The 13,766-nt window shown below is 36.3% G+C and carries 10 protein-coding genes and 7 pseudogenes; all 17 read left to right on the top strand.

Annotation, left to right across the window (positions count from 1 at the left end):
- Positions 1-4: 4 nt before the first annotated feature.
- Complete coding sequence (gene ypeB / locus JCM19034_RS01685) at positions 5-1,357, top strand: germination protein YpeB (protein WP_062046766.1); 1,353 nt, start codon at positions 5-7, stop codon at positions 1,355-1,357.
- Positions 1,358-1,571: 214 nt separating this feature from the next.
- Positions 1,572-1,892: pseudogene (locus JCM19034_RS24460) on the top strand (flagellar brake domain-containing protein); the annotation flags it as partial.
- A complete protein-coding gene (locus tag JCM19034_RS01690) occupies positions 1,844-2,173 on the top strand; it encodes a flagellar brake protein (protein WP_062046768.1) in 330 nt (109 codons plus the stop codon). The pseudogene JCM19034_RS24460 and the gene JCM19034_RS01690, both read left to right, overlap by 49 nt.
- Positions 2,174-2,271: 98 nt before the next feature.
- Positions 2,272-2,937: a (d)CMP kinase gene (gene cmk / locus JCM19034_RS01695; protein ID WP_062046772.1), complete on the top strand. Its 666-nt coding sequence runs from the start codon at positions 2,272-2,274 to the stop codon at positions 2,935-2,937.
- Between the two features lie 70 nt (positions 2,938-3,007).
- Complete coding sequence (locus JCM19034_RS01700) at positions 3,008-3,514, top strand: lysophospholipid acyltransferase family protein (protein WP_082393678.1); 507 nt, start codon at positions 3,008-3,010, stop codon at positions 3,512-3,514.
- Positions 3,515-3,611: 97 nt separating this feature from the next.
- Positions 3,612-4,768: pseudogene (gene rpsA, locus JCM19034_RS01705) on the top strand (30S ribosomal protein S1).
- A gap of 113 nt (positions 4,769-4,881) precedes the next feature.
- The gene (locus tag JCM19034_RS01710) at positions 4,882-5,508 is read left to right on the top strand and encodes a hypothetical protein (RefSeq protein ID WP_062046776.1); all 627 of its coding nucleotides are present in this window, start codon (positions 4,882-4,884) and stop codon (positions 5,506-5,508) included.
- 38 nt (positions 5,509-5,546) lie between these two features.
- Positions 5,547-6,859: pseudogene (gene der / locus JCM19034_RS01715) on the top strand (ribosome biogenesis GTPase Der).
- Between the two features lie 14 nt (positions 6,860-6,873).
- Positions 6,874-7,496 (top strand): annotated as a pseudogene (gene plsY, locus JCM19034_RS01720) (glycerol-3-phosphate 1-O-acyltransferase PlsY).
- Between the two features lie 23 nt (positions 7,497-7,519).
- Positions 7,520-8,569: pseudogene (locus tag JCM19034_RS01725) on the top strand (NAD(P)H-dependent glycerol-3-phosphate dehydrogenase).
- 103 nt (positions 8,570-8,672) lie between these two features.
- Positions 8,673-8,912, top strand: coding sequence for a stage VI sporulation protein F (locus JCM19034_RS01730; protein WP_370621800.1), 240 nt, complete (start codon positions 8,673-8,675; stop codon positions 8,910-8,912).
- 282 nt (positions 8,913-9,194) lie between these two features.
- Entirely contained in the window at positions 9,195-9,347 is a 153-nt protein-coding gene (locus JCM19034_RS01735) for a DUF2768 family protein (RefSeq protein ID WP_370621772.1), read from the top strand.
- A 21-nt stretch (positions 9,348-9,368) separates the two neighbouring features.
- A complete protein-coding gene (locus JCM19034_RS01740; protein WP_062046780.1) occupies positions 9,369-10,121 on the top strand; it encodes a hypothetical protein in 753 nt (250 codons plus the stop codon).
- A gap of 199 nt (positions 10,122-10,320) precedes the next feature.
- Positions 10,321-11,797, top strand: a pseudogene (gene spoIVA, locus JCM19034_RS21475) (stage IV sporulation protein A).
- Between the two features lie 215 nt (positions 11,798-12,012).
- Positions 12,013-12,231 carry a trp RNA-binding attenuation protein MtrB gene (gene mtrB / locus JCM19034_RS01750; RefSeq protein WP_062046782.1) on the top strand — a complete coding sequence of 73 codons (219 nt, stop codon included), beginning with the start codon at positions 12,013-12,015 and terminating at the stop codon, positions 12,229-12,231.
- Between the two features lie 31 nt (positions 12,232-12,262).
- Positions 12,263-13,044 (top strand): annotated as a pseudogene (locus tag JCM19034_RS22670) (heptaprenyl diphosphate synthase component 1).
- Position 13,045: 1 nt separating this feature from the next.
- Complete coding sequence (locus JCM19034_RS01765; RefSeq protein ID WP_062046787.1) at positions 13,046-13,765, top strand: demethylmenaquinone methyltransferase; 720 nt, start codon at positions 13,046-13,048, stop codon at positions 13,763-13,765.
- Position 13,766 lies beyond the last annotated feature (1 nt).

Here is a 13,766-nt window from a genome sequence, read left to right on the forward strand (position 1 = left end):
TAGGATGGGTAAAAATCTTGTTATCGGCTTATTAGCAATTGCACTAGTCTCGACAGGAGTATGGGGCTACCAGCAACAAACTCAAAGTCAAGGTCTACAAATACAAGCAGAAAATAACTATCAAAGAGCCTTTCATGAATTAGCTTATTACTTAGATCAAATTGAAGATCAATTAGGTTCTAGTTTAGCGATGAATACGAGAAGACAGCTTTCTCCAGCACTTGCCGAAATATGGCGCCTAACTAGTCTGGCTCAAGAAAGTATCGGCCAATTACCATTAAGTTTCGTCGATATTGGAAAAACAGAGGAGTTCTTATTTAAAATTGGACGTTTCTCTTATCGAACCTCAATTCGTGATTTGGGTAAAGAGCCTTTAACTGATGAAGAATACGATACGTTGGAAAAGCTATACGATTATTCAAAGGAGATACGTCAAGAGGTGAGAAGAGCACAAGCCATGATGTTACAGCAAGGGTCAAGGTGGCTTGATGTTGAACAAGCATTAGAACAGACGGGTGAAGCTAAAGAGAATGAAGTAGTTACGAACTTTGAAGTAATGAATAAAGCAGTTGAAGGTTATAGCGAAACAGATTGGGGAGTAAGTTTAGCAGCTATTGATGATCTAAATGGTGAGTTAAAGCGAGCCTTAGAAGAAGGTGATGAAATTACGGAAGAGGAAGCAAAGGAGAAAGCTTTAGCGTTTATAGGGATAAATCAAGAAACAGAGGTTGAAGTCTCCAAAACAGGAAACGGACTAGAATATCCTGCTTACAGTATTGTTGTGAATGATCCTGATCATGCATCAAATTACTATATGGATATGAGTGTATTTGGCGGTGAACCAATATGGTTTTTACAAGAACGTCAAATAACGGAGATTAATAAGAGCTTAAATGAAGCTTCAGAAGCGGGATCTGAATTTTTAGAAAATCAAGGTAAGGATAATATGCAGTTAATTGATAGTACGCAATATGACTCTATAGCTGTTTTAGAATATGTATACCTAGAAGATAATGTTAGAATTTACCCTGATCAAATTACACTTCAAGTTTCGTTAGACGATAATGATATTTTAGGATATGATGCTGTAAGCTACTTAGTTAATCATAAGGAACGTTCTATTCCAAAACCTGATATTACGGTAGAAGAAGCAATGGAAAGCTTGAATCCACGTCTAGAGGTGATGGAAGATCACATAGCAGTGATTGAAAATGAATTAGGTGAAGAGGTTTTATGCTATGAGTTCTTCGGAGTCATAAATAGTGACACGTACCGTATATTTATAAATGCAGAGGACGGGGAAGAAGAAAAAGTTGAAATGCTTGATCAAGCTGAACCATCTTATCAATTTTCCTAAGTTATGTAAAAAAGAAGGGGTGCCCTCCTTCTTTTTTGCGTTAGAGAATAGGAAAAAAGTTTGCAATTTTCATGAAACGATAGTGTTACTTTTGTCTTATTATGTCATAATAGGAGAAGGTGAGTAGTGGTAATTAGGAGGTAATATTAGTGGTCGAAATGGGGACAACGATCGTATTAGAATTAAAAGATAAAAATACGAATCAACAGAAAAAAAATATCGATGTCGGTTAGTTGATTATATTGACTCTCATTTAGTAGTTGATTATCCAATAGATATAGAAACGAAAAAACAGAGCTATTTTTTAGACGGAACGGAGTTTAAAGCCTCATTTGTTGGTAAGGATGAAGCTGTTTATATGTTACATACAAAAATCGTAAGCAGGAAAAAATTAAAGGTACCTGTTCTACTGTTAGAAGATCCAGGTAAGGAAACTTACAAGCGTATACAGCGGCGCAATTATGTCCGTATTGAGACTGCCTTGATGTGGCTGTTTATCCAGAAGATCATTCATACCCTCCATTGCGTTCAGTAACATGGGATTTAAGTGGTGGCGGATGTGCAGTGATTGTTCCAGAAGAATATATGTTTCCCAATCAAGGTGAAGTGAAAGTATGGCTCGCCATTCATCAACAAACCGGTGAAATCTACTATTTACAAACAAAATGTAAAATTGTTCGAGTAACACCAAGTAAAGGTAATTTAAATAAGCGTGTTTCATTAGAATTTTTAACATTATCTAAAGAGGAAAGACAGTTAGTTGTACAGTATTGTTTCGAAAAGCAGTTGGAGCAACGGAGGCAAAAACGAATTTAATGCTAGTATTTTAATCATTCGTTAGACCAAATGCCAATACATGTGATAAAATTAAGATAAAATACTATTAGTTGATTCGTTTGGAAGGTGTAGACAAGATGAATATTGCCATTGATGGGCCTGCTGGGGCAGGGAAAAGTACGGTTGCTAAGTTAGTAGCCGAGAAACTATCTTTTGTATATATCGATACGGGAGCGATGTATCGATCACTTACATATGCAGCATTGCAGGAAAATGTTAACATTAATGATGGAGCTTTACTCTCACATTTATTAAGTGAAAAAGAAATCGAACTCAAAAATGGGAAGCAAGGAACGATTGTACTTTTAAATGGTGAGGACGTGACGGAGGAAATCCGTTCAGCATCTATTACAGCAAATGTTTCAGTTGTTTCTCAACATAAAGAAGTTCGAAATGATATGGTTGAACGCCAACGCCAGTTAGCGAAAAAAGGCCATGCTGTTTTAGATGGGCGTGATATAGGTACATATGTATTACCGCACGCTGAATTAAAGGTGTTTTTAACAGCAACCGTTGAAGAGCGTGCCAAAAGAAGATATGAAGAATTGATTAACAAAGGAGAGCAAGTTCACTTTAAACAATTAATTCACGATATTTCAAAACGAGATGAAATGGATTCAAATAGAGAAATCGCCCCATTAAAAAAAGCCATAGATGCTATTGAACTAGATACTACTTCATTAACAATAGATCAGGTTGTCAATCGAATCACCGATTTGGCTAAGGAGAGAGCCGGACAATGACGATATATAATCTTGGTAAAAAATTTGTTTCTTGTTTTTCTCATGTTTTTTTAAAGTAGAAGTAAAAGGGATGGAAAATGTACCAAAAGAAGACGGCGTATTATTATGCTGTAATCATATTAGTAATTTAGATCCTCCTTTATTAGGGTCATATCTTAAGCGAAACGTTCACTATATGGCTAAAAGAGAGTTGTTTGAAAATCGCTTTTTAAACTGGCTTTTAACGAAACTAAATGCATTCCCTATTCGACGCGGCATGAGTGATAAACAGGCGTTACGTACAGCCATCACATTACTTAAAGAAAATCATATTGTAGGGCTTTTTCCAGAAGGAACGAGGAGTAAAGACGGAAAGCTTGGTAAAGGATTGTCTGGGGCTGGTTTTTTTGCATTACGCACGAATGCTAAGGTAGTACCAAGTGCTATCATTGGACCATATAAATTCCGGAAAAAGGTGACATTAGTATACGGTCAGCCGATTGATTTTTCAGAATTAAAGGAAAGAAAAGCTTCTGCAGAAGAAGCAACACAATTAATTATGAGTGAAATTCAAAAGTTAATAAATCACAATAAGTAAACGTTATTAAAATTCTTTCGCAAGCGTGAAAGATTTAATAAATATTTTGTTTAAAATACCGTATATAGACGGCGAGTAATGAAGGAGGCAGAAGTCAATGGTCGAAGAAATGAACAACGAAATGGCGGAGATGAAATCTTTATCTTTAGGAGATGTTGTCACAGGAAAGGTAACAAAGGTCGAAGATAAACAGGCGTTTGTCGATGTAGGCTTTAAAGTGGATGGAATTATTCCTATCAGCGAATTATCAAGCTTACACGTAGAAAAAGTAAGTGATGTCTTATCTGTTGATGATGAAGTTGACCTAAAAGTTATTAAACTTGATGATGATGAATTAATCTTATCCAAAAGAGCTGTCCAAGCGGATAAAGCATGGAGTGATCTGCAAAAGACATTCGAATCAGGTGAAGTACTTGAAGTTGAAGTGGCTGAAGTTGTTAAAGGCGGACTAGTTGTTGATTTAGGTGTACGTGGCTTTATTCCGGCTTCATTAGTTGAGAGACATTATGTAGAAGACTTTTCTGACTATAAAGGTCGTACATTACGCTTGAAAATTGTCGAACTTGATAAAGAAAATAATAAGCTAATCCTATCTCAGCGTGCCGTTTTAGATGAAGAGTTAGAGCAAAAGAAAAAAATGCATTACACTCCTTAAAAGAAGGTGATGTTGTTGAAGGGAAAGTACAACGCTTAACATCATTTGGAGCATTTATTGATGTGGGTGGTGTAGATGGACTTGTTCATATTTCACAGCTAGCACATCATCGTGTAGAAGATCCATCAGATGTAGTTGCTGAAGGAGATACAGTAAACGTCAAGGTGTTATCTGTAGATGTAGATAGTGAACGTATTTCATTATCAATTAAAGATACGCTACCTGGACCATGGGAATCGTTCTCTGGTTCTGTTAAAGTAGGCGATGTTTTAGAAGGTGTAGTAAGAAGACTTGTTCATTTTGGAGCATTTATTGAGCTAGCTCCGGGTGTTGAGGGACTTGTTCATATATCCCAAATAGCAAACCGCCATATCGGAACACCTTCGGAAGTGTTAACAGAAGGCGAAACAGTTCAAGTAAAGGTACTTGATGTAAATATTGAGGAGAAACGTATATCATTAAGTATACGTGCACTTTTGGAAGATGAAACAAATGATGAAGAAGATTATAAGCAATATGAGGCACAACAAAATGAAGAATCGTCTGGTTTCTCCTTAGGTGATATGATTGGTAATAAGCTTGATCAATATAAAAAATAAAAAATTGTAAAGAAGAAAGGGTTAGTAACGGAACATCGTACTAATCCTTTTTTTTACTCGTTTACGAGGATTATTTACGATATTTCCGTCCATAATGAGGATGAGGTGGTATTATGGACGGTGTTTTTGTATATTGGTTAGGTTGGCTATTTTGGGTCGTGATCACTTTTTTTTGTCGTGTTCATAGTAAAAACTATTGGCGAAGCTGTGCTTTATTGCTCTTGCTTATACTAATACCATACGAACTTAAGGTCGTTAGTCAATCATTTCACATTGTTTACATCATTTTGGCTATTTATCTTTACGATCAAATACGGCTATTAAGAAAAAGAGAGAAATATTTTTCTTTTCTTCTCATGACGTTATCTGTAGCAGCGTGCTTTGCAGGCTTTCGACTATTACTTATTTATGATCCTGTTATTGCCTTTATTGATAGTCGATGGCTATTAGCTAGTTTAGTTTCAGCTATCGGTTACTTTTTAGTTTCGACATTAAAAATGAAATGTTTACTCTCGATTTCAGGACTTATTCATGGAGAATTTCTATATTCATTAACACCTTTTTTTGATCAAAATGCCTCGGTCGGCAATTTATATTTTTTTGATATAGTAGGTATTGTTTGCATGTATTATGCGTTAGGTTATTTCCTGCAATTACTAGTAACTTTCATATCTTCACATATAAAAGGCTACGTAATCGTTAGAACAGGTCGACAATATTCAGGAAATCAGCTAAAATAAAATGATTGTCAATGAAAATAAGAAAAGGTTGTGGTAAAATGCCAAATCCAGTTGTGGCAATCGTTGGTCGACCAAATGTCGGCAAATCGACGATTTTTAATCGGATTGTTGGAGAACGAGTTGCAATCGTAGAAGATATGCCTGGGGTCACTCGTGATAGAATATATAGCAAAGCAGAATGGCTAAATAGAGAATTTAATGTCATTGATACAGGTGGAATTGAACTCGGGGAAGAACCGTTGCTCGTTCAAATGCGTGCTCAAGCGGAGCTTGCTATTAAAGAGGCTGATGTTATTATTTTTATTGTAAATGGTCGTGAGGGGGTCACATCCGCTGATCAAGAAGTAGCTAATCTTTTATTTCGCTCTGATAAGCCGATCGTTTTAGGTGTAAATAAAATTGACAATCCAGATATGCAAGAACAGCTTTATGAATTTTATTCATTAGGAATGGATACACCTTATCCTATCTCAGGTGCTCATGGATTAGGGTTAGGAGATTTATTAGATAAAGTAATTGAGCATTTCCCTGAAGAAGAAGAGGAACTGTATGACGAGGATACGATTCGGATTGCGTTAATAGGTCGTCCGAATGTTGGGAAATCATCGCTTGTCAATGCGATGTTAGGTGAAGAACGGGTCATTGTAAGTAATATTCCTGGTACAACTCGTGATGCGATAGATACCGCTTTTTCACAAGGTGAACAAGAATATGTATTAATTGATACGGCAGGTATGAGAAAACGTGGGAAAGTATATGAAGCAACCGAAAAATATAGTGTCCTTCGTTCCTTAAGAGCGATTGAACGCTCTAATGTTGTGTTAGTTGTCATCGACGCAGAAGAGGGTCTCATTGAACAGGATAAAAAATAGCTGGATATGCCCATGAAGCTGGTAGAGCAGTTATTATCGTTGTTAATAAATGGGATGCAGTGGAGAAAGATGACAAAACGATGCAAAATTTCACGCGAAAACTAAGGGATGAATTGCTGTTCTTAACATATGCTCCTATTCTATTTGTTTCGGCAAAAACAAAGCAACGGTTACATACTGTACTACCAATGGTTCGTAAAGTTTCTGAAAACCATCATTTACGTGTACCGACAAATGTATTAAATGATATGATTATGGATGCAGTAGCGATGAATCCAACGCCAACTGATAAAGGACGTCGTTTGAGAATAAATTACGTAACTCAAGTGGCCGTACAGCCACCAACATTTGTCTTTTTTGTTAATGAACCAGAGTTAATGCATTTTTCATATGAGCGTTTTCTAGAAAATCGTTTAAGAGATACGTTTGAATTTGAAGGGACACCTATAAAAATTATAGCTAGAAAGAAAAATAGTTAAAGGGAGTAGATGAAATGGGAGAAGGAGCTATTGCAATTTCATTACTATTTGTCATAATCATTAGTTATCTCCTTGGTTCAATCAGCTTTAGTTATATCATTGCAAAAAAAATAAAAAAAGTTGATATCCGTCAGCATGGAAGTGGTAATGCCGGTGCAACAAATACATTGCGTGTGCTCGGTGTAGGTCCGGCTATTTTTGTGTTAAGTTTAGATATTGCTAAAGGAATCGCTGCAGTGTGGTTAGGTCATGCTTTTGCCCCTGATGAGGCTGGTGTATTTCCGGCTTTAGCGGGATTTGCAGCGATTGCTGGACATAATTGGCCTATTTATTATGGTTTTCGTGGTGGAAAAGGAGTAGCAACGACAATTGGTGTGTTAGCAACACTTGTTTTTTACCAGCATTGTATGCCGGTATAATTGCAATCGGAAGTATTTTCATTACTCGTTATGTTTCTTTAGGTTCGATTATATTTGTCATCGGTACTCCTTTATTTATGGTGCTATTATTCGACTATCCTAATCCTTATATTTATTTAACCATTGTTATTGCTGTTTTGTTAATTTGGAGACATCAAACGAATATAAAACGACTTCTTACTGGTCAAGAAAGTAAGATTGGACAAAAAAGTAAATGAATATATATTGAGGTGGAAGAGATTTGAAACGAGTAGCCGTTATAGGAGCAGGTAGCTGGGGAAGTGCTTTAGCAATGGTGCTTGCTGATAATAATCATGATGTCCGTATTTGGGCAAGAAGATCAGAACAAATTAAGGAAATAAATGCTCATCATACGAATAAAGAATATTTACCAGGTATTGTACTACCTGAAAAGGTAAAAGCCTTCGAAAAAATGGAACAAGCTCTTCAAAATGTTGATGTCGTTATTATTGTTGTACCGACGAAAGCAATCAGGGAAACGATTAGGGAATTAACGAAAAAATTGATTAATAAAGTTATGATTATTCATGCAAGTAAAGGTATTGAACCTGGTAGCCATAAAAGAATATCTGAGATGATTGAAGAGGAAATGCAAGCTTCCGGAAAGCTAGAACACGTTGTTGCTTTATCAGGTCCAAGCCATGCAGAAGAAGTGAGTAGAAGACAGCCGACAACGGTAACGGTTTCCTCAAAAAGTGAGCAAGCTTCTGAGTTTGCTCAAGATTTATTTTTCAACCAACATTTTCGGGTTTATACAAATCCAGATTTAATTGGTGTTGAAAATTGGAGGAGCATTGAAAAATATTATTGCTTTAGTATGCGGATTAACGGAAGGACTTCAGTTAGGAGATAACTCTAAAGCAGCGATTATGACTCGTGGGTTAACGGAAATAGCACGACTTGGGATGAAACTCGGGCTAATCCAATGACATTTGCTGGTTTATCAGGCTTAGGTGATTTGATCGTGACGTGTACAAGTTTACATTCTCGTAATTTTCGAGCAGGATTAATGTTAGGAAAAGGAAAAACATTAAATGAAACTCTTGATGAAATGGGTATGGTCGTTGAGGGAGTACGGACTGCCCAAGCAGCATATGAGTTAGCCAATAAGTTACAGGTTGACATGCCTATTACAATAGCTCTATATAAAGTGCTTTTTGAACAAATGAAACCTCAAGAAGCAGCCGAAGAATTGATGGGACGAGTAAAAAAGCATGAAGTTGAAGATTTGCCCGTAGATCTTATACATTCAACTTATAAAGAAGATTAGGATAAATAGTTAGTTGCTCTCACCATCTGTTAACCAATGCATATGATATGGTGATTATAGATTTGAGGGAGGGCGAACCATGGTTGGAAATAATGATTCATTTATGGATCAGATTCAGAAAAAGACGAGTGTGAAACCAGATCAAATTATGAAACTAGCTAATTCAGTTAGTTCGGCTAATTTGCAAGATGAAAAGACAGTTCGACAGCTTATTGCTCAAGTAGCTAAGCTTGCTAATAAAGAAGTACCAAAAGAAAAAGAAGACCAAATCGTCAATGCAATTGTAAACAACAATATGCCTGCAGATTTCGCTTCACTTGCTAAATTGTTAAACAAAAAGTAAAGTTTACAACTTAGGCAATATCACAAGCATGTTCCATCTAGGAGCATATACTTTACTGAAAGAATATAATAATAGGGCTGTGTTTTAGACGAAGGGTTTCGTCATTGTTGAAGGAGTGTGCCCCGCTTCTTCAACTTTTTATGTTTAAACGTTCGTAAGTCTGTCACGTTGTTTTTGGACAAGTATGTTATAATAACTGTTAAAAGATTATGAAAGAAGGAAGGGAACTCAATTGTCACAAGCGATGTTTAATATGTGGGTTTCATTTTTTGCACTTGCCTAATGTTTGTTTCGGCAGGTACAGCGATATTTAGTCGAGAGAAATTATCCGGTTGGGTTCAAAAAGTAGTTTTATCATTTTCATTTATTTGTTTAGTGGTTGCTGGGATTATTGTGTTTATCATTGTCATTGGAGGTCCTACTGCAACAGTTTAAGTTAAAAGGAGCTAAAGTGGTATGAAGCGAACATTTAATTATATAGTGGTAGCATTATTAAGTAGCATTTTTCTTTCTGGGTGCTTCCTACCGGATGAACAACGCCTTGAAAATCAAATCACTTATCCCGATCAGTTACAAGCTGTTCAGTCTGCTATTGAACAATTTCAAATAGATACAGGTGTATTACCCATTTATACGTTTGATGAACATACTTCACTATATAATCGTTACATAGTCGATTTCAACCAATTGGTGCCGCAATATTTACAACAACCACCTGGTACTGCTTTTGAGAATGGTGGTGTGTTTCGTTATGCACTCGTCAATGTCGAGGATGAACCAGAGGTTAAAGTTATTGATTTACGACCGCAATCCACTATTCAGCAGTACCATCGAAGGGTCAATGATTATATTAGGAAGCATACATATGTTCCAATTAAAGAAATCGTTGATAATGGATTGTTTATGCTTGATTTTGAAGAGCTTGGCTTTTCCGAGGAGCCACTAGTGAAAAGTCCTTATACGGATCAGTTCTTACCATTATTGTTTACAAATGACCATGAGGTTGTCATAGATTATCGACTGGACCTTTATCAAATGTTGACAGAGCACGAGCATGATTTTGAAGAAGGGGAAGACATTCGCCCTATACTAGTTGAACATTCTCACTTTGTCCCTGCAAGGAGTGTTCCATATGTAATTGATGAACACGGGGAGCCTGTCTATGAAATGTCTCTAAGAAATAAAAATCATAAAAAAATTGGTCTATAAGATCCTTCTTTTTGATATATATAATCAGAGGAAGGGGCTTTTTTTTGTATGGACCCTTCTCGGTAGCTAAGAGATTTCATTCTACTAGTAACTTCTTGTCATAAACCTTGTACACCATCATAGTAATGGTAATGTCCAAGGTTTGTTTTAAGAAGTAGGTAGATGAATCTCAAATCTTTACTGATCGGGAGGGGATCATGTGGAAAAGGTTGATATTTTCAAGGATATTGCCGAACGAACAGGCGGTGATATTTATCTAGGGTTGTAGGTGCAGTTCGAACAGGGAAATCGACATTCATTAAAAAATTTATGGAGCTAGTCGTACTCCCGAATATTGAAAATGAAGCAGAAAAAGCAAGAGCACAAGATGAATTACCACAAAGTGCAGCCGGAAAAACCATCATGACAACAGAACCTAAGTTTGTACCCAATCAAGCGGTTTCGGTACATGTTGATGATGGATTAGATGTCAATATACGTTTAGTTGATTGTGTTGGCTATGCTGTACCAGGTGCAAAAGGTTATGAAGATGAGCATGGCCCAAGAATGATCAACACTCCTTGGTACGAAGAGCCGATTCCGTTCCAAGAAGCAGCTGAAATTGGAACGAGAAAGGTCATTCAAGAACATTCAACACTTGGTATTATTGTAACCACGGATGGAACAATCGGTGAAATCCCACGACATGACTATAAAGAATCAGAACAACGAGTAGTCGAAGAGTTAAAAGAAGTTGGTAAGCCGTTTATCATGGTTATAAATAGTGTTCGTCCTCAACACCCAGAAACAGAACAATTAAGAAAAAGTTTAAGTGAAGAATATGATATTCCTGTCCTTACAATGAGCATTGAAGGGATGACTGACCACGACATTAATAATGTTCTAAGAGAAGTACTTTATGAATTTCCTGTTCATGAAGTAAACGTGAATTTACCTAGTTGGGTTATGGTTCTTCGGGAGGAGCACTGGCTTCGTCAAAGTTACGAAGAATCAGTAAGAGAAACAGTACAAGATATAAAACGATTACGAGATGTTGATCGTGTTGTTGGACATTTTACAGAATATGAGTTTATTGAGCAGGCACGATTAGCTGGAATTGAAATGGGGCAAGGGGTAGCAGAAATTGATTTATATGCACCTGATGATTTGTATGATCAAGTATTAAAAGAAGTTGTTGGTGTAGAAATCCGTGGAAAGGATCACCTCTTACAACTAATGCAAGAATTTGCTCATGCAAAGGAAGAATATGATCAAGTCGCCGATGCCTTGCGTATGGTTAAGCAAACAGGCTATGGAATCGCTGCACCTGCATTGTCTGACATGAGTTTAGACGAACCTGAAATTATCAGGCAAGGCTCTCGTTTTGGTGTAAGGCTTAAAGCAGTAGCTCCTTCTATTCATATGATTAAAGTCGATGTTGAATCAGAGTTTGCACCAATTATCGGACTGAAAAGCAAAGTGAAGAGCTTGTTCGTTATTTAATGCAAGATTTTGAAGAGAATCCGCTCTCGATTTGGAATTCGGATATCTTCGGTCGATCATTAAATTCAATCGTTCGAGAAGGCATTTCAGCAAAGCTTTCCCTTATGCCAGAAAATGCACGCTACAAATTAAAAGAAACGCTTGAGAGAATCATTAATGAAGGCTCAGGAGGATTAATCGCCATTATCCTGTAAAAAGTGAAATAAATAGTTGAATAATGTAAAAAGTAGCACTTCAATTGAACTGATATTGTGATCAATGATTGAAGGTGCTACTTTCTTTTGCTTTTTTATTTAGGAATATGCTAAGATTTTTACATATGCTCTTGTGACAGCGTAAAATTAGAATGTATGATACTATATGTGTATGAGGATTAGCCGAGAAAATGATCGGATAGGAGAGTTTTAGAATGAGTAATCAAAATGAATATTTTGTGATTAAAGCTATGGAAAATGGTGTTAACGTAATAGGATTAACTAGAGGATCAGATACACGGTTCCATCATTCAGAAAAGCTTGACAAGGGTGAAGTGATGATTGCCCAATTCACTGAACATACTTCAGCAGTAAAAATTCGCGGGCATGCTATTATTCAAACAAGTTATGGGAAGATTGATACGAAAGAATAATTATCAGATAAGGATTTTTGGGGGACATACAATGGGAAGTTTATGTTTATTTGAAGAGAATATCGAGGCAATTAAAGAGCAGTTTAACCAAGCAATAAAACATCATTATTTACAATCGTATGTTTCAAAGGTTGAAGTAGATAATGATAAAATTCGTTTTTTATATGCGATGTTACATAATAGGATTGCCAAGCACGATTTAGATGTATTTATTTTGTCAACTTTGTTAGTTCAAGCTGGGCTTGATTTACATGATAAAGTGACACTACAAGATGTACATACTGATCACTTAAGAAAAAGAAGACAATTAACCGTTTTAGCAGGTGATTATTATGTGGCACTTTATTATCATTTGCTTGCTAAAAGTGGCAATGTTCCCCTCATTCAAAAATTAGTTATACGATTCAACAAATTAATGAAGTGAAAATGAAACATTATGAACAAGAGCGACTAACATTGAAAGAGTTTGAAGGCATCGTTAACATTGTTGAAACAGGCTTAATGCAACAAATCGCTTCACACTTTGATGAAAAAAAATGGCAGATTTTAATAAAAGAATTCTTTTATTTAAAAAAGCTTATTACTGAAAAAGAAACCTGGCTGTCGGGAAATGAAACGGTTTTTATGAAAACGATGCAAAAGGAATATACACGTAATCGCCTCGAGTTTATCCTCGATCAAAAAATTGAAGAATTAAAAGACCGGATTTTACAATTTACAGAATCATGGACGTCAATGAAGCCGTTTGTTATATGGCATATTGATAATCTTAGTTACTATGATTCCATAGAGAATATCGCAGAGGGTGAATGAAATGTCTCAAACGAAAGAGGAACGTGTCCATCAAGTGTTCCAATCAATTTATAAAAAGTATGATGTTATGAACTCAGTTATTAGCTTTCAACGTCATAAGGCATGGCGGAAAGATACAATGAAAAGAATGAATGTTAAAAAAGGAAATCACGCTTTAGACCTTTGTTGCGGGACTGCTGACTGGACGATCGCATTAGCCGAAGCCATTGGGAGTAATGGACAAGTCATTGGGTTGGATTTTAGTGAAAACATGTTAAAAATCGGAAAAGAAAAACTTAATGACTTACAACTGAATCATGCTCATCTAGTGCTTGGTAACGCGATGGATTTGCCTTATGAATCAAATTCATTTGATTTTGTAACAATTGGATTTGGCCTACGTAATGTGCCTGATTATATGAGAGTTTTAAACGAAATGTATCGCGTTACAAAACCAGGTGGAAAAGTCGTTTGTTTAGAAACATCACAACCGACAATTCCAGTTTTTAAACAATTATACTTCTTTTATTTTAAGAGGGTTATGCCGCTTTTCGGAAAACTATTTGCCAAAAGTTATCAGGAGTATTCCTGGCTCCAAGAATCGACCATGTCATTTCCTGACCGCGATACACTGGCAAAAATGTTTGAGAAAACCGGTTTAGAAAATGTGACAGTAAAACCTTATTCTGGTGGGGTTGTAGCGATGCATATGGGGATAAAACCGATGGAAGATAAGAGATAGG

This window comes from Bacillus sp. JCM 19034 (assembly GCF_001310635.1).
GTDB lineage: Bacteria > Bacillota > Bacilli > Bacillales > Bacillaceae_D > Halalkalibacter.

Bases quoted from the DNA above. Each gene is read 5' to 3' on its own strand.
- ypeB (WP_062046766.1), top strand. From the start codon at position 5: ATGGGTAAAAATCTTGTTATCGGCTTATTAGCAATTGCACTAGTCTCG.
- JCM19034_RS01735 (WP_370621772.1), top strand. From the start codon at position 9,195: ATGTTTGTTTCGGCAGGTACAGCGATATTTAGTCGAGAGAAATTATCC.
- cmk (WP_062046772.1), top strand. From the start codon at position 2,272: ATGAATATTGCCATTGATGGGCCTGCTGGGGCAGGGAAAAGTACGGTT.
- JCM19034_RS01730 (WP_370621800.1), top strand. From the start codon at position 8,673: ATGGATCAGATTCAGAAAAAGACGAGTGTGAAACCAGATCAAATTATG.
- mtrB (WP_062046782.1), top strand. From the start codon at position 12,013: ATGAGTAATCAAAATGAATATTTTGTGATTAAAGCTATGGAAAATGGT.
- JCM19034_RS01710 (WP_062046776.1), top strand. From the start codon at position 4,882: ATGGACGGTGTTTTTGTATATTGGTTAGGTTGGCTATTTTGGGTCGTG.
- JCM19034_RS01700 (WP_082393678.1), top strand. From the start codon at position 3,008: ATGGAAAATGTACCAAAAGAAGACGGCGTATTATTATGCTGTAATCAT.
- JCM19034_RS01740 (WP_062046780.1), top strand. From the start codon at position 9,369: ATGAAGCGAACATTTAATTATATAGTGGTAGCATTATTAAGTAGCATT.
- JCM19034_RS01765 (WP_062046787.1), top strand. From the start codon at position 13,046: ATGTCTCAAACGAAAGAGGAACGTGTCCATCAAGTGTTCCAATCAATT.